Source organism: Arthrobacter sp. MYb224 (assembly GCF_002975455.1).
GTDB lineage: Bacteria > Actinomycetota > Actinomycetes > Actinomycetales > Micrococcaceae > Glutamicibacter.
The window spans coordinates 181,348-197,319 of sequence record NZ_PCPU01000002.1 but is presented as its reverse complement, the minus strand read 5'-3'; the positions used below and the strand labels follow the sequence as shown (position 1 = coordinate 197,319).

Here is a 15,972-nt window from a genome sequence, read left to right as displayed (position 1 = left end):
TTCACGCGTTTCGCTCCATTACTATTCGCATTCACAGCCAAATCGTTCAAGTTCCCAGCTTGGGTACTTGTTCAGTTCTTGCTAGTTCCTGCGGGCGTTGATTTCGTCTACGATCCGAGGAACTACAGAGAACAAGTCTCCGACGATGCCGAAGTCGGCGATCTCAAAAATTGGTGCGTCCTCATTTTTGTCAATGGCCACAATGGTCTTGGCCGTCTGCATGCCGGCACGGTGCTGAATGGCTCCCGAAATGCCCAAGGCAATATAAAGGTCAGGTGATACTGCCACACCGGTCTGTCCCACCTGGTAGCTCTGCGGAACATAGCCGGCATCCACTGCCGCACGTGACGCGCCCACGGCCCCGCCGAAGACGTCCGCCAGCTGTTCCACGAGGTGGAAGTTCTCCTTGGAGGCAACTCCTCGGCCTCCGGATACCACCACCGGGGCGATGTTCAAGGCCGGGCGTCCGCCGTCGTGGGCAATCTCGTTCGAGCTGACCACGTGCGCTCCCGTTTGGGATGATTCCGGAACCGATATGATCTCCACGCTTGGCTCAAGCGGCGCGGCCCGATGGGAAATGCTTCCCGAGCGCAGGGTCGCAATCATGGTGCCGCCCTCGACCGTTGATTCCGTGACGAAGTCTCCGCCGAAGACCGAATGCTTGGCGATGATCTCCCCCTCTTCCAACGCCACATCGATTGCGTCGGCTGATACCGACGAGCCAAGGCGCGCGGCCAGTCGTCCGGCGATCGCGCGACCGCTCACGGAACCATCCAGGAATACGCCCAACGGCGCCTGCTGGACAATGCACTGCTGCAGCAATGCCACCTCGTCGGTGGCAAACCGGTGGGCTCGCTCAGCGGAGAGGGTTCCGACGATGACCTGTGCCGCGCCCAGCGCCCCCAGTTTCTCGCCGATGATCCCGGCATTCGCTTCGCTGCTGAGTGCCACCACGATTGGCTCGCCCACGGCAGCTGCGGCACCGATCAGGGCGGCCACGCTGCCGAGCGGATTGCCGTCGGCGGCGGTCTCGGCCATTACAAGAATTTTCGACATTTTTTCCTCGGAGTTCAGAAGTTTTCAGGTAGCTGGACGCCGCCCTAGAGCAGGTGCTTGGATTCCAAGAAATCAACGAGCTTGCCGACTGATTCATCGTCATCGTTGAGTTTCGGACCGGTCTGCTTCGGAGGCGCCGCCACGGCGGAGACCATGACGGAGCGTTGCGGTGCATAGGCTGGACCGGCCTGGATGCCCAAATCCGCCAGCGCAACCTTCTCCAGGGTCTTCTTCTTGGACGCCATGATGCCCTTGAAAGTTGGAAAGCGCGCTTCCGCTACACGTTCGGTGACTGCGGCGACGGCTGGATAGCTGGCCGAGAGCTGCAGCTCATTTTGCTCAGTGCGCACCGATCCGCTGACCTGGCCGTCGGCCACGGCGAAACTGGACAGGTCGCTGAGCAGCGGCACTTCCAGCAACTCGGCAACCATCGCCGGGACCATGCCGCCCTTGCCATCCGTGGACTGGTTTCCTGCGAGAACGATATCGAATCCTTCTCGTTTGATGGCAGCAGCCAGGGTTTTGGCTGTCTGCAGCATGTCAGAACCCTCCAAAGCGTTATCTACGACCTGGATAGCGCGGTCAGCACCCATGGACATCGCTTTGCGCAACGTCTTTTCGGCTTCGTGAGCGCCAACGGTGAGAACCACGACCTCGGTGCTGCTGTCCTCGTCTTTCAGGCGCAAGGCGCATTCGAGCGCGCGTTCGGTAATCTCATCCGGGATCGCTTCGGTCGCGGCCCGATCCAAGATGCCGGTTTCAAGGTTGAGCCACCGAGTCTCACCGGTATCCGGAACTTGCTTGACTAGGACAATGAGTTTCATGGTCAATCCTTACCTGCTGGCCGGCATGCTGCCGGACCGGTCAATTCTTCGTGTTTTCAGCGATCCTTGAGGCCGATTCCGGCGCACCAGAAGTTGGTCATCAATTCGATCAGCTCCGGCGTAGGCTTCTTCTTTTTCCAGCCAATTTCCACTTGCGCAATATTGGTCATCATCGCCAGGATCAAGGTGGCCGATTCGCGCGCGTTGAGTTCCTCCGGGACATTCCCGGCGGCCTGCTGGCGGCGGATCCCCCGTGCGATGCGGTCGACGAACAAGTCCCTGATCACCAAGCGAATAGTACGGAATTCCTCGTCATAGTGCGCCACCTGCTCGATGACCATGGAAAGGTCCTGCGTATTGGTGTAGTTATTCACGAAACGTTCGATGGTTTCGGTAACTCGTGCGCGATAGTCCGACTTGTCCACATTGGTGACATTCGTTTGCGAAAGCCGCCCACGCACGTGCTCTTCCACTACTGCTGCGAAGACTGCCTTCTTGCTGCGGAAATGCGAATAGAACGTAGCGCGGGAGATCCCGGCCGCAAGCAATACGTCCTCGACGGAACTGTCAATGTAGCCCAGTCGCACGAACACGCTACGGGAAGCTTCCACGATCTGCGCTCGGGTGTTGATGCCGCGCTTGTAGATTGGGGCCGCTTTTGACTTGACATCGGTCCAACGGCTCAACGCGTCCAGGAACAGTGCCACTTCAGCCTGCCTTGCCTCGCTCTTGGGGCCGCTGTCCGCTTCTACGGGTGCTTCGGTTTGCATGGTCTTCATCCTTCAAGCTGAAGTCAATTTAGCTAAATTGTGCCAGTTTTCATTAGCCTTTAGCATCTAAAGCCCTAATGGAACCGTGCGCAGGGCCTCGGCCTCGCGTTCGTTCATGCCCAAGAGCCTGCCCAGCACCTCAGCTTGGTCTTGCCCGACCTTGGGCGCGACGCTTAAAGCAGCTCCCGGTTGCTGGGTGGACATCTTCAGCGGATTGCCGACTACCGGTACCCGTCCGTTTTCCGGATGGTCGATGAATCGGATCATTTCGCGCTCGATCAGGTGCGGGTCCTGGTCAACTTCCCGCAAGGTCTTGACTGGAGAGAAGGGAACTCCGGCATTGCCCAGCAGATCAGAGATCTCCGCGCGGGTCAGCTTGCTGGTAGCCCCAGTCACCAGCGCGTCGATTTCGTCCATATGCTCTGCCCTGCTCACCGGATCGGCAAAACGCGGATCCTCGATGGCTTCCGCGAAGCCCAGCGCCTTGGCCAAGCGGGTCCAGTGATGGTCCGAGGCGCAGATAATCGCCAGCCAGCCATCGGCCGCGCGATAGACGTTGTATGGAGCAATGGCCAGCCCGGAGTGCTGGTTGCCGGTGCGCTCGGGCAGCTGATCGCCCGGTTGGTTGTACAGCGCGCTGAGTGCAGAGGTCAGCATGGGATAGATGGTGTCATGCATTGACACCTCCACGATTTGCCCCGCGCCGGTAAGCGTCCGGTCGAACAGGGCCGCCATCGCGCCGCCGAACAGATGGATGCCGCCAGAAAAATCGGTGAAGGCCGGCCCCGTCTTGACCGGCGGCCCATCGGCGAAGCCGGTGGTCCCGATCGCACCGGACATTGCCTGGACCGTCAGATCCATGGCCGGCATCTTCGAGTATGGTCCGCTGCTCCCATAGCCCTTGCCCGAAGCAATCACTAGGCGGGGATTGCGTTCCAGCAGCGATTCAAGTGCCAGGCCAAGACGTTCAAGGGTATTTGGCGCATAGTTTTCAATGAGCACGTCGGCCCGGTCGACCAGCTTCAGGAAGGTCTCTTTGCCGTCATCGCTTTTCAGATCCAAGGCGATGCTCTTCTTATTGGAGTTGAGCATGACAAATTCCTGCGGGTCCGCGTCTCCGCGGGCACGAGTGCGCAGGCGTTCGCCGCCCAGCGGCTCTACCTTGATGACTTCCGCGCCCAGGTGGGCAAACAGCAAACCGCAGTATGGGCCGTTGTAGATATGCCCGAGTTCAAGGACGATGAGATTGGAAAATGATTTCAGCACGAGTTCTACCTTTACTGGAGGCTTTTAGCGGGAGCGGAACTGGAGTTCCTGGCTTGCCGCGTCCGCGGCGAGCTTGAGCCGTTCCACGGTGGCCACGACATCGGACCCGCGAGTCAGGCCGTCCGATCCCCAGACGGTCATCGAGAACAAGCACGCTCCGTCCTTATCGAAGACCGGGGCGGTGGCCGAATGGAATTCGTATTCACCTTCATGGGTGACATCCGCGGCGTTGAACGTCTCGGCGGCGTCGTTGACAACCGCCATGAGCCGCTGCCGCGCCTCGGGATCCCGGCCGCCGTAGGCGATCTGTGCCGAATGCTCGATGCCGCTGCCGCGTTCGTGCCCGATCCCGGCAGCGTAGCCGCGTTCGCGGACCTTGGCCAGGCCTGCCTCGAAATGCGCCTGCAACGCCGGGTCGGCGTCCGGATGGCCCTGCGCGAGCCACTGGGCCTCGGCTTCCGGTCCCCCGAACGCCGCGAAGACTCCGCCGATCGGCGGCATGAATGGCACATGGATGCCCACCCGGCTGGAGCGGCCCTGGCGGGTGGAAGAGCCTGCCGACCCGACGTTGATCAGTTCGGTCTCCACCCGTGTCATGATGCTCACCTCGGCAACCAATTCGACCGCCAGGCGTTCCATATGCGGACGGATCAGGTCCAGCTGGCTCAAGACCTTGACCGGGATGTCGGTGCTGATGGCCATGGAACCGGGCGCGAACGAGCCGTAGCCTCCGCGGTAGAAGAGCAAGGGCAAACTAGAGCTGAGCGTGAACAGATCCAGCACGCTGCCCATCACCCAGTCGTGGTCCCCCGCGTCGGATACCGACTGCATCTCGCAGTCGACGAAGGCGACCGAGTCGGTCAGGATCGGGCTGCCGTTCTTGGACAGCTCCCATTCGAAGCCTTCGAGCTTATCCGTCTTGCGCGAGGCCACCGCTCGGCACAGATCCTCCTGGTCGCTGGCCAGCACGTTGATGCCGAATCTTGTGCTCGTGCGGTTCTGCAATGCGGCCCATGAGGACGAAGTCTTGGTTGGCAGGAAGCCGACCAAGGCTGGCTCCAAGGAAACCGAAACGAAGGATCCGACGGTCATCGCCAGGGGCTGCCCGTCGTCCATTCCGGTGACGATGACAACCCCGGTGGGGAAGGCCCCCAGCACCCGGCGGAATTCATAGGCATCAATCTTTGCCATGGCTAGTTCTCCTGATTTCATTGTGCGCTCCCGAGGATTCGACGTGGATTGGCAAACATCATCTGATCAAGATCCGAATCCGAAACACCCAGGTTCCGCAAATCGGGGATGACGGTGTCCATGATTTCGCTGGCTCGCCACTTCGGCAGCCGTTCGGCACGCGCCTCATCCGGGAAATTCATGGAGTAGGCCGATGAGTCGGTGGCGATGACGATCTGCGGGGCGTAGCCCTGCTTGCATAGTTCTTTCACTGCATGAAGCCGTTTTTCGTAGGGCAGCTTGGAGTCCAGCCCGAAACGGTCCATGCCCAGTATGGACCCGCGGTCCGCGATCTGCTTCAGATAGTCCAGATCTTCGCTGTCTCCGCAGTGGCCGATGACCACACCGCCCAGATCCACGCCGCGCGAAGTCAGATAGTCTTGCTGGTCCAGGCCGTTGCGCTTGTGGGGGTTCGAGTGCGTGAAAATCGGTGCGCCGGTTTCCAGATGGGCATCGGCCACAGCCTGCATGATGTTCAAGACGCCGTCGGAGAATCCGTAGTGGTCCGTGGCGAATTTCAGCACCCCGGCCTTGACTCCGGTGCCATCGACGCCATCACGGATATCGCGGATGAAGAGCTCGGTCAGCAGATCGCTTCCGCCGAGCAGCCGGCCAGGTCCATTGAGCGTGGCGAAGGTCGGAGCATCGTGGAATGTGTACCAGCCGGTGGCTGCGACGATGTTCATCTCGGTGCGCTCGGCCACGCGCTTGACCAAGGGGATATTCCGGCCGTTGCCCATCACGGTCAGGTCGACAATGGTGTCGATGCCGCTGGCCTTGACACCATTAAAATACTCCACCGCGCGGTCAACCAGGTCATCTGCTGGAAATTGGCCCGGGTAGTTCAGGACCAGCTCGGCGTTCAGCACGAAGACGTGTTCATGCATCAGCGTCGCGCCTAGGCGGTCGGCAGATAGCTCCCCGGTGAATGTGGGAATCATCGTCTTGGTCCTCTCTGGAAATCAGGGTAGTGGGTGGGAGCCCAGAGGCCGGATAAGGGTGGTCCGGCCCCTGGGATGACGTCGGTCAATAGGCTACGTCTTGCCGGGCAAGCTGCCGCTACTCGGGTCGTTGCGGAAGAATGATCTCGTTGTATACGCGCTCGGCAAAGGGCTCATAGTATTCCAGGTCAGCGGGATCCACCGAGCCCTCGTACCAATCGGTGAATTCAGTGACTTCGCCTTTTTCCCCGTATCCCAGCTCTTCGGCGATGCCGGTCCACTTCTCGATGGACGAGGCTACCGCTGCGTTCACGGCCTTGCCGTCCAGGTTCTTGGAATTCTCGACCTGCGCCAGCAGTTCCTTGTTGGATTCCGCGATCGCGGCCTCGCTCTTCGCGTCAAGGTAGTCCAGCTTGCCACCCTGCTCTTCGGCGGTCTCGGTTGCGATCTTCAAGCTGGCTATGGCGTTGAAGTCCTCGCCGGCCACGTAGCCCTCCATGCGGTCGAACATCAGCTGCTGCACCAGCAGCGGCAGCCCCTCCCAGGAGGAGCCGGCCACCAGGGCGCCTGCGCCCGGAGCGAAGCTGGCGTCCTTCGGAATGCTGATGAACGGAGCGACTTCGAGCCAGCCCACGGAGACAGCGGTTGCGGTTGACTGCAGCGAGCAGTTCAGCACGCCGCGTTCCAGCGCTTCATAGGTTTCGGCCAGTTCCACGGAAGTCAACACGCCGCCCAGCGCCTTGGCCTGGATTTCGTGGGCCGCCGCATTGCCGCGGATTTGGGAGCCGGCCCAATCCGCGGGTTCTTGCTGGTCTTCCCGGCAGATCACCGAGGTGTTGCCGTTGGGGTTGGCCGGGTGCAAGACGTGCATACCGCGGTCCTCGTAGTTGGCCATGACCTCGGGGGTATTGAAGCCTACCTCCATCATGACCGCGTGCGAGACGAACTCGCCGACCACCGGGCTGCTGGGAAGCTGGACCAGCGACGTGGACATGTCCACGAAGGCGGCCATTTCCTGCGGTTCATAGGTGGTGTAGTAATGCGCGATGTCCAATCGGCCATCCTGCAGCGCCCCGGGAACCTCGGTTGGCTTCGCGATCGCCCCGGCCGCATGGGATTCGATGGTGACCTTGCCACCGGACCATTCCTCCACGGACTCAGCCCATTTCAGATCTCGTTGGGCCGAGAAGGACTTGGGGTTGGTGCTGGAATACTGGAAGTCCAGGGTGATCGGCTCAATATCTTCAAAGGCAGCGATGTACTGCTCCTTCGTCGCGCCTGGGGCAATACCTGCGCCACCGGCACGATCTTCGTTGCCGCCGGAGGAGTTCAGACCCCCGGCGCATGAGGTCAATCCCAGCGCTGCCACGGCGAGCATGGACAGCGCGCCGGCAAAATACTTGCGTGAAAACATTGTTTTTCCCTAATCCGATCGTTGAGTTCTAGGACTGGCTGAAGTGCTTGATTGCTCCCTTGAGGCCCTTGTCCTTCATCAGCGCCTTCACCTCGCCGATCGAGTCGGCCGTATGCGAAATGGCATCCCATTCCGCACCTGCGCGCAGTGATTCCACGAAGCCCTGGCGGTCGTACACCTTGTTCAAGGCCTGCTTCTTCAGGTAGAGCAAATCCAAGGGGGTCTTGGCCACGCGGCCGGCCATGGTCTTTGCGCTTTCCAGCGTGGTTCCTTCCGGCACGGCCTTGTTGGCCCAGCCCAGCTCCGCGGCTTCGATGCCGCTCATTGAATTGCCCGCGATAAAGGACAATTCCTTGGCCTTGCGCATGCCGATATGCCACAGCGATACCGGAGAGAGCAGCCCGCCGCCCAATGGAATCGATGGCCATCCGATGTTCGCGGTCTCGGAGGCGATCACCAGATCGCTGCAGGAGACCAGCATGGTCGCTCCGCCCAGGCAGTGCCCTTCGATAGCTGCAATCAGCGGCTTGGGGAAACGGTAGACGCGTTCCCACAGGTCGATTTTCTCCTGGAGATTGCGCCAGTCCTCATAGGCCGTCTTCGAACCGTATCCGGAGACCACATCGTACCCGGCGCTGAAGTTCTTCCCGCTGCCGCGCAGGATCACCACCGAGATCTCGTCATCGTCCGCCAATTCAGACAGCGCGGACATGAGCCCTTCGAGCAGCGCGTTGTTGAAGGCGTTGATCTTCTCCGGGCGGTTCAGGGAGAGGATCGCGGTTTTCTTCTCGACATCGCGCTCAACCAGCACGACCTGGGTATCGGAAATTACTTCAGTCATCTGTCTTACTCTCCTTGGAACTCATAGCTGGATTTGGCTTTGAACGCGGCAACCGAGTTCTTGTGATCGCCGGTGGTCGAGGTGACCGCCGAGGCGAAGGACTCGAATTCCCAGGCCTGGGCCAGGGTCATGTTGTGCGAGGCCTGCACGACCTTGCGGGTAGCGAAATAGGCTGCGGTGGGACCGTCCGCCAAATTCTTGGCGAACGCCGCCACCTCTTCGGAGAAATTGCCGTTGCCGATCACCTTCGAAGCGATTCCCAGGTCTGCGGCCTGCTCGCCGCTGATCACTTCGCCGGTCATCGCGTAGTGCAGGGTTCTGCGGTTGCCGATCTGCTGGGACAGCAGGAATGGCACCGCGCTGTCGGGCGCGAGTCCGCGCTTGATGAATCCGAACTGGAATTTGGCGGTCTCCGAAGCGAGGATGATGTCGGTGGCCAGCGCCAGTCCGAACCCGGCACCCACCGCGTGGCCTTGGACCGCGGCGATGGTCGGCTTCTTCAGGTTGCGGATCAGCTCCACCAGTTCGCGCCCCAGCGAAATGCGTGCGGCGCCGTTGCTCGGGGTGTTCTTGCCCATGCGCTTCACGTCTCCGCCGGCGCAGAAGTTCTCCCCCGCCCCGGTGATCACGATGGCGCGCACGTCCTGGTCATCGTTGGCTTCAAGCAGCGCCTGACGCAGGTCCTCGCGCAGATCCGGGCTCAGCGCATTGCGCGCTTCGGCGCGGTCGAGGACCACCGTGCGGACCCCTTGCTCGGTGCTGACGGATACCAGACTGGTTCGCACAGCACTCACAGCTTGGTATCTCCTGCCAATAGCCGCTTGGCCACCGTGCGGCGCTGGATCTCGCTGGTTCCATCCGGAATGCGCAAGGTGCGGGCGAAGCGGTAGGCGCCTTCCAGGCCCAGTTCGTTGGTCAGCCCCAGGCCGCCATGGATCTGCATAACCTCATCCACGACGCGGCTGAGCATCTCGGTGCAGGAGAACTTGATGATGGAGGTTTCCTTGATCGCCGGGAACCCGGCGTCCAGCAAGGCGGCGGTGCGCTGCACGGCCGATTTGCACAGGTAGATGTCGCGGGCGATCTCGGCCAGCTTGGACTGGATCATCTGGTGCTGGCCGATGGTCTTGCCGAAGGTCTTGCGGGTCTTGGAGTATTCCAGGGCCTGGTCCAGCGCCCATTGGGCGACACCGATGCAGGTGGCGGACATGGTCACGCGTCCGCGGCTGATGCCGCCCATGGCCAGGTTCAGCCCCTTGCCTTCCTCGCCGATGATCTGCTCCGGGGTGACCTTCAAATCGGTGAAGGAAAGGATCGTGGCGTTCGAACCGCGCTTGCCCATGATCGGGATGCCGGCATCCACCGAGAACCCGGCGGAATCGGTGTCCACGAAGAAGCAGGTGATCCCGCCGCTGCGGCTGGCCACCGCCTCCGGGTCGGTGACCGCGAAGACGAAGGCGTGCTTGGCGTGGGCCGCATTGGAGATCCATTGCTTCTGGCCGTTGATCACCCAGCCGCCATCCACCGCGATAGCGCGGGTCTTCAGGTTGTAGACGTCGGATCCGGCATCCGGCTCGGACAACGCGAAGCACAGGGTCGAGGTTCCGGCACGGATCGCGTCGATGCGCGGTGCCAGGACATCTTCCTGCAGCTGCAGGAGCAGCGGGCTCAGGCCGTTGGTGAACGGGGAGGGGATCACCGATTCGTGGATCAGCGAACGCTCCGGTCCGTAGCGGTGGTGCAGGGCCTCCTGGATTTCCACGATGGCCGCGGCCGGAAGCTCCGCGCCGCCGAGGGACTCGGCGCTGTAGAGCGTGTAGAAGCCCGCTTCGGCGGACAGCTCGCGCACCTGCTGGTTGATCTGCTTGTACTTCTCGGTCATCAAGCCGCGCGAGTCGAAGATGTTGACTTCGTCCTTGAGGAATTCCGCGTGCTCCTGCTCGATGGGCACAACGGCCTTTTCGATGAACTCGATGAGAGCATCGATAATTTCTTTGTACTCGCTCGGACCCACGCGCGGGTCTGCAGTCATGGTCGTCATGGTGTTGTCCTTAGGCCCGTGCGGTTTCAACGGTTGAATCGCGGGAGGTCAGCTGGGGGCGGACCTCAGTGGCGAACTTGGTCATCGAGCGCAGGACCTGCTCCTGCGGCTGGCTTCCGGCGTCGAACCAGCCGACGAGGCCGCCGATGCCGGTGACCTTCTTGTAGTCTTCCAGCTGCTGCGCAACGTCATCCGAGGAGCCAAGCAGGATGGCGCCCTTCTCGACGTAGTCATCGAAGCTGAGCTCGGTCAGGCCCAGGCCGACCTTGGCGCGGTTGCTGAGGATGCTCAGGTACCACATCAGGCCTTCTTCGTATTCCTTGGCGGCGGTGGCGCGGTCCTCGGATACGTGGATGGCCTTGAGCTGCGAGGAGCGGGCGATATTCGCGTCGATGGCGTCGTAGCTGTATCCGGCGGCGCGGGCCTCTTCGCGGTAGACATTGACCAGATGGGCCATGTGCTCCCAGGTAGGCATCTGCCCCAGCACGAAGGCAAAGCCTTCGCGGGCGGCGTAGCGCAGCGACTCCTCGGTCTGCGAGACCATGATGTACACCGGTGGATGCGGTTCCTGGATCGGACGCGGCATCAACTGGATCTCTTCGGTCTGGTTGCCTCGGCCAGGGACCTGGAAATGCTTGCCCTGGTAGTTGATCTTTCCGTCTTTCCAGCCCTGCATGATGATTTCGAAGGACTCCTGGTAACGCTCATCGCGTTCTTCCGGGTCGATGTCGTAGGCCTGGAATTCCAGCAGGTCATAGGCCTTGCCGATGCCGAAGTTCAGGCGGCCGTCGCTGATGACGTCCAGCAGCGAGAAGTCCTCTGCGGTCTTCAGCGGGTGGTTCATCGGCAAACGGGTCACACCCGAGCCCAAGCGGATATTCTTCGTTGTGCCTGCCACGGTTGCGAGCATCATCTGCGCGGAAGAGATGATTCCGTAGCGGCGGGCGTTGTGCTCGGCTACCCAAGCTTCCTCGAAGCCCAGCTTGTCGGCGAGGTTGATCTGTTCGATGCCCTTGTGGACTGCTTCGCGTTCGGTGCTCCACTCGGGAACATTTGTCAGGCAGAAAATACCGAAGTGCAGATTGTCCTGGCTCATCGTGGCCTCCATAACCGGTGCCCATCAACTGTGACGGGGATCATTTGTTTTGCGGAATATGTTCATTGAATCACAATACATACACGTTCGTCTAGAATTTAGTTCAAGATGTCCGCAAACAGCTCGCCCCGCGTCATGACAGCAGGAAAGGTTCAGGAAAAAGTCCAAGTCAAACTGTCTTTATAGAAAAATTAGTCCCGGGAACGAACGCGTAACATCTTCGGAGTTCCAGCGGACTCGAACCAGACTCATAGCTCGAACGGCAACATCGAACCATCGAAGACGGCAGGCCGCCACGCCGGTCCCGCAAATATCAACTACCACCAAATTAGGAGCCATCATGGCAAAGCAACACAGGCAATCAACCCCGGGGCGACTCGCCGGAAAAGTCATCCTGATCTCCGGGGCAGCCAGCGGAATGGGCGCCGAGCACGCCCGGTCCATCTGCCACGAAGGAGGCCGCGTCGTGATCGGAGACATCGCCCATGAAGCCGGCCGCGCCTTGGCCGAGGAGCTGAACGACGCCCACGGCGAAACGGTCGCTCGCTATGCCGAACTGGATGTCACCGTCTTCGACGACTGGCTGCGAGCCGTCGAAGGTGCCAGAGTCCACTTCGGCGCATTGCACGGACTGGTCAATAATGCCGGAATTGGCTCCAGGGGCTCGGTGGAGGAGGCGACCCTCGAAGATTGGAAGCGGACCATCGACATCAACCTCACGGGCAACTTCTACGGGATGAAAGCCGCCGTGCCCGCGCTGAAGGAGCATGCCACGAGTTCGATTGTGAACGTTTCCTCGATTGCCGGACTGACCGGCTTCAAGAATCGGGCATCGTATTCCGCTTCCAAATGGGGCGTGCAGGGGCTGACGAAAACTTCCGCGCTGGATCTAGGCGACATGGGCATCCGGGTGAACTCGATTCACCCGGGGTCGGTGAATACGCCCATGACAGTTGGCCTCAAACGAGGCTTCGGGCAAATTCCAGTTGGCCGCGCAGCCGAGACCAACGAGGTGAGCCCGCTGGTTATCTACCTGCTCAGCGATGAGTCGCGCTTTGTCAGCGGTGCCAGCATTTCCATTGACGGCGGGGAAACCGCTGGAAATAACCTGCGGCCCTTCAACTAGGACCACCGGGGAAATTGATTTGCGTCACATTTCCAAAAGGGGTGACACGGATCCCGGTCGCATGTATCGTGGTTCAAATCACAATGTCGAACATACATGTCTATATTCACACCACGCGAAGCATGGGCATGCACTAGTCCTGAAGGATTGCTATGCCTGCTCAACGCGCGGTGGTAGTCACCGGTGGGCTAAGTGGCCTAGGTGCCGCCTCAGCCAAGCTCTTCGCCGAAAACGGATGGGCGGTACATGTCTTTGACATCAAGCCCAACGCCGAAAATCCGGCTACGGGCATCACCTACCACAAGGTCAATGTCGGCGATGACGCCGAAGTCCGCAGCGCCTTCGACACGGTGGCAGCGGACGGGGTCGAGCTCCGTTGCATCGTTCACTGCGCAGGCATCACCGCTTTCGGACCGCGGAACCCGGGATACCTAGTTGACACTGGATCCAGGACTCCTTTGGATAATTTTGAAACGATCGAGAATGTGCTCCGCACCAACTTGCTGGGTACATTTTCGGTCGTTCGCCACGGAGCGGGACTGATGTCCCGGAACGCAGACCCGCACGAGAACGGTGCGATCGTACTCACCTCGTCGGGTGCCGCGCTCGATGGCAAAGCAGGGCAATCGGCTTATTCGGCATCAAAAGCAGGGATCGCAGGGATGACACTTCCGCTGGCCCGCGAGCTGTCCGAGCTCTCCATTCGAGTGGCGACAATTGCTCCTGGACTTTTCGACACGCCGATTCTGGCGGATACCCCGAAGTTGGAACGACACGTTCCGTTCCCTCCGCGCGTGGGGTTCCCGCACGAATTTGCGCAATTGGCCATGCAGATCTACCAGAACAAGTACCTCAACGCGGAAGTGATTCGCCTGGATGGCGGCATTCGCGGCGGCTTCGCGTCCACGACGCCTTTTGTCCGCTGATTCCATGACCCACCACCACACGCTGCTGACTGCTCTCACCGTAGAGACAACAAGAAGTGGAGCATCCCATGCTTAAACTCACCAAAATCCTCGAACGGATCATCTCAGGCCTTGCCGGTCTCGCCCTGCTGACCATGATGCTCCTGAGCCTGGCCAACGCGCTTGGCCGCACCTGGTTCCAAACACCGATCTACGGGGCGAACGAGGTTGCGGCCAACTGGCTCCTCCCCGCCCTGGTGCTGCTGGCCATCCCCGGCGCACAAGTGTGGAAGGAACATATCAACGTAGCACTGATCGTCGAGAACTTGAGCAACCGCAGCTTGGCCTGGATTCGGCTTTTCGGCTGCCTGGCCGGCGCAGTGATGTCCGCCCTTCTGGCCTGGTATGGCTTAGCGGAGGCCCTGGCAAAGACCGCAGTCCAGGCGACCGGCGGCATCACCTCGATCCCAATATGGCCAGCGTACTATTTTGTCCCGCTGGGCTTCACGCTTACAGCTTTCGTTCTGGCAATCGATGCTTGGCTCGGGTTCAAGAGGCCAGAGCATGACCTCAACACCGGCACCGGCAAACCGACCGCTGACGTAGCAGCTTGATTCTAGGTAGGTACCCACAATGATTGAGACACCCTTGATTGCCCCCTCCAAAACCGAATCGAGCCCGCAAGGAACACCAGCCGGAACCAAATTGAAGGGGACACCTCTTCGATTCTGGATTCTCGTAGCGGTCAACATTGCGTGCGCCATCGGGCTGTTCACCAGCAGCTCCGCCTCGGCAGCGGGGCTGTGGACCATCGCCCTCATGGTAGCGCTGATGCTGGCCGGCATCGCAGTCGGCTTCGCGTTATCCATTGCCAGCGTCCTGGGCCTGATTTACGTAAGCGGTGCAGATGCCGCAATCAGTGTTCTGTCGACCGCCCCCTATACCGCTTCCAGCGGCTGGTCGATGTCCGTCCTTCCGATGTTCATCTGGATGGGATTGCTGCTAACCCAAGCAGGATTGACCCAGCGCCTTTACCAGGCAACCCACCAATGGTTCGGATGGCTTCCAGGAGGACTTGCCATCGGAACTACGGCTGCGGGCGCAGGCTTGGCTTCGGTGAGCGGCTCGTCAATTGGCATGACCTACGCCCTGGGCCGCGCCGGCATCCCGGAAATGCTCAAGGTCGGCTATGACCGCCGTGTGGCAGTCGGAGCCGTGCTCACCGGCGGATTGAGCGGGCAGCTCATCCCACCGAGCATCATGATGGTGGTATATGCCGGAATCGTATCCGTACCAGTCGGTCCGCAGCTCCTGGCCGGAGTGGTTCCCGGTATCGGCCTAGCCGTCATGTTCGCACTCATCTACTTCACCATGGCCCTGATCTTCCCGCAGATGTTCGGGCGCGGAAATCAGCAGAAAGCAGCAGCTGCGTTCAGTGTCACGTGGAGCGACCGATTGAAGTCACTGGGCGGGCTTTGGGGACTGCCACTGATCATGCTCGTGCTTTTCGGCGGCTTGTTCACCGGCTACTTCACTCCCACCGAAGCCGGTGCGGCCGCGGCCTTCGCCTCGCTGCTGATCACCCTGTTCTACACCCGCAAGAATAAGCCCCTGCGCCAGATTTCCGCATCGCTGACCGGTGCCGCCAAAGCGACGGCATCGATCTTCCTGCTGCTGATCGGCGCCGAAATGCTTACCCGGGTGCTGGCCGTGACCGGCATCGCCGGAGACATCACCGACTTCATCGCGGAACTGGGGCTGTCACGCTTCTGGTTCCTAATGGCCTTGGTCGTGCTCTACATCTTCATGGGCATGTTCTTCGACACAATGTCAATGATGCTGCTGACCATCCCCCTGCTGTTGCCGGTTTTGGAATCCTACGATATCGGCCTGATGTGGTTCGGCGTCTTCATCATCATTCTGGGCGAGGTCGGCATGATCACGCCCCCGGTGGGAGTCTTGGCCTACATTTGCTACAACCTCCTTAAGCGCCGAGAAGTCAACCAGGGAGTCAAGGTCTCTCTCACCGATGTATTCACCTCGATCCTCTGGTTCCTGCCATTTGCCCTCGGCTTTATCATCATCATGATTTTCTGGCCTGAACTAACGACCTGGCTGCCCTCGATTTCATCGGCATCCTAAAATTCGCCATGCTGTAGATTAGAAATAAATTCAACAATTAGACCTTGCATTCTCCAGAAATGATATTTAGGAGAATGCGAGGTCTAATTGCATTGGAAAACATTTATTTAGGCCAAGATTCACCGCAGCTCCCGATCATCAGCCTCTTCAACCTCAGGTCAAACGCAAAAACCATCGCGTAATTTTCTGATAAAGTGATGCAATTCACAGCTATTTATGGTTAGCTTTAAATGGCAGTCACATGCACTGGCGTTCACTATGGCATTGAATATAGCGAACCGCAATAGTGCCTTTTGCAAAAAAATCATGATCGCACGGAA

15 protein-coding genes are annotated in these 15,972 nt (G+C 60.1%); 4 read left to right on the top strand and 11 right to left on the bottom strand.

Translation table 11 applies throughout. The features are described 5' to 3' along the window. Nucleotides 1-81 precede the first annotated feature (81 nt). The 11 genes from CQ017_RS04150 to CQ017_RS04100 form a co-directional block, all read right to left on the bottom strand. The gene (locus CQ017_RS04150; RefSeq protein ID WP_258133483.1) at nt 82-1,038 is read right to left on the bottom strand and encodes an electron transfer flavoprotein subunit alpha/FixB family protein; all 957 of its coding nucleotides are present in this window, start codon (nt 1,036-1,038) and stop codon (nt 82-84) included. A 62-nt stretch (nt 1,039-1,100) separates the two neighbouring features. Continuing rightward, a complete protein-coding gene (locus CQ017_RS04145) occupies nt 1,101-1,880 on the bottom strand; it encodes an electron transfer flavoprotein subunit beta/FixA family protein (RefSeq protein WP_105552643.1) in 780 nt (259 codons plus the stop codon). Between the two features lie 56 nt (nt 1,881-1,936). After that, a complete protein-coding gene (locus tag CQ017_RS04140; RefSeq protein WP_181148352.1) occupies nt 1,937-2,650 on the bottom strand; it encodes a TetR/AcrR family transcriptional regulator in 714 nt (237 codons plus the stop codon). Between the two features lie 66 nt (nt 2,651-2,716). Then, on the bottom strand, nt 2,717-3,916 hold the full coding sequence (locus CQ017_RS04135; protein ID WP_219843911.1) for a CaiB/BaiF CoA-transferase family protein: 1,200 nt from the start codon (nt 3,914-3,916) through the stop codon (nt 2,717-2,719). Between the two features lie 24 nt (nt 3,917-3,940). Further along, nucleotides 3,941-5,107, bottom strand: coding sequence for a flavin reductase (locus CQ017_RS04130; protein ID WP_181150493.1), 1,167 nt, complete (start codon nt 5,105-5,107; stop codon nt 3,941-3,943). 17 nt (nt 5,108-5,124) lie between these two features. Then, nucleotides 5,125-6,087, bottom strand: a complete 963-nt coding sequence (locus CQ017_RS04125) for a phosphotriesterase (RefSeq protein WP_105552640.1) — start codon at nt 6,085-6,087, stop codon at nt 5,125-5,127. A 118-nt stretch (nt 6,088-6,205) separates the two neighbouring features. After that, complete coding sequence (gene dctP, locus CQ017_RS04120; RefSeq protein WP_105552639.1) at nt 6,206-7,501, bottom strand: TRAP transporter substrate-binding protein DctP; 1,296 nt, start codon at nt 7,499-7,501, stop codon at nt 6,206-6,208. A 28-nt stretch (nt 7,502-7,529) separates the two neighbouring features. After that, nucleotides 7,530-8,342: an enoyl-CoA hydratase/isomerase family protein gene (locus tag CQ017_RS04115; RefSeq protein ID WP_105552638.1), complete on the bottom strand. Its 813-nt coding sequence runs from the start codon at nt 8,340-8,342 to the stop codon at nt 7,530-7,532. A gap of 5 nt (nt 8,343-8,347) precedes the next feature. Continuing rightward, nucleotides 8,348-9,136, bottom strand: coding sequence for an enoyl-CoA hydratase/isomerase family protein (locus CQ017_RS04110; protein ID WP_181148348.1), 789 nt, complete (start codon nt 9,134-9,136; stop codon nt 8,348-8,350). Beyond that, complete coding sequence (locus tag CQ017_RS04105; RefSeq protein WP_219843910.1) at nt 9,133-10,383, bottom strand: acyl-CoA dehydrogenase family protein; 1,251 nt, start codon at nt 10,381-10,383, stop codon at nt 9,133-9,135. Before CQ017_RS04105 ends, CQ017_RS04110 begins: the two co-directional genes overlap by 4 nt. A gap of 10 nt (nt 10,384-10,393) precedes the next feature. Next, the gene (locus CQ017_RS04100) at nt 10,394-11,479 is read right to left on the bottom strand and encodes an LLM class flavin-dependent oxidoreductase (RefSeq protein ID WP_181148346.1); all 1,086 of its coding nucleotides are present in this window, start codon (nt 11,477-11,479) and stop codon (nt 10,394-10,396) included. 340 nt (nt 11,480-11,819) lie between these two features. On the opposite strand from CQ017_RS04100, the gene CQ017_RS04095 reads away from it, so the two are divergent. The 4 genes from CQ017_RS04095 (at nt 11,820) to CQ017_RS04080 (ending at nt 15,652) form a co-directional block, all read left to right on the top strand. After that, complete coding sequence (locus tag CQ017_RS04095; RefSeq protein WP_105552635.1) at nt 11,820-12,605, top strand: SDR family oxidoreductase; 786 nt, start codon at nt 11,820-11,822, stop codon at nt 12,603-12,605. A 152-nt stretch (nt 12,606-12,757) separates the two neighbouring features. Continuing rightward, complete coding sequence (locus CQ017_RS04090; protein WP_105552634.1) at nt 12,758-13,531, top strand: SDR family NAD(P)-dependent oxidoreductase; 774 nt, start codon at nt 12,758-12,760, stop codon at nt 13,529-13,531. A 68-nt stretch (nt 13,532-13,599) separates the two neighbouring features. After that, complete coding sequence (locus CQ017_RS04085) at nt 13,600-14,124, top strand: TRAP transporter small permease (RefSeq protein WP_105552633.1); 525 nt, start codon at nt 13,600-13,602, stop codon at nt 14,122-14,124. Nucleotides 14,125-14,143: 19 nt separating this feature from the next. Then, nucleotides 14,144-15,652 carry a TRAP transporter large permease gene (locus CQ017_RS04080; protein ID WP_105552632.1) on the top strand — a complete coding sequence of 503 codons (1,509 nt, stop codon included), beginning with the start codon at nt 14,144-14,146 and terminating at the stop codon, nt 15,650-15,652. Nucleotides 15,653-15,972 lie beyond the last annotated feature (320 nt).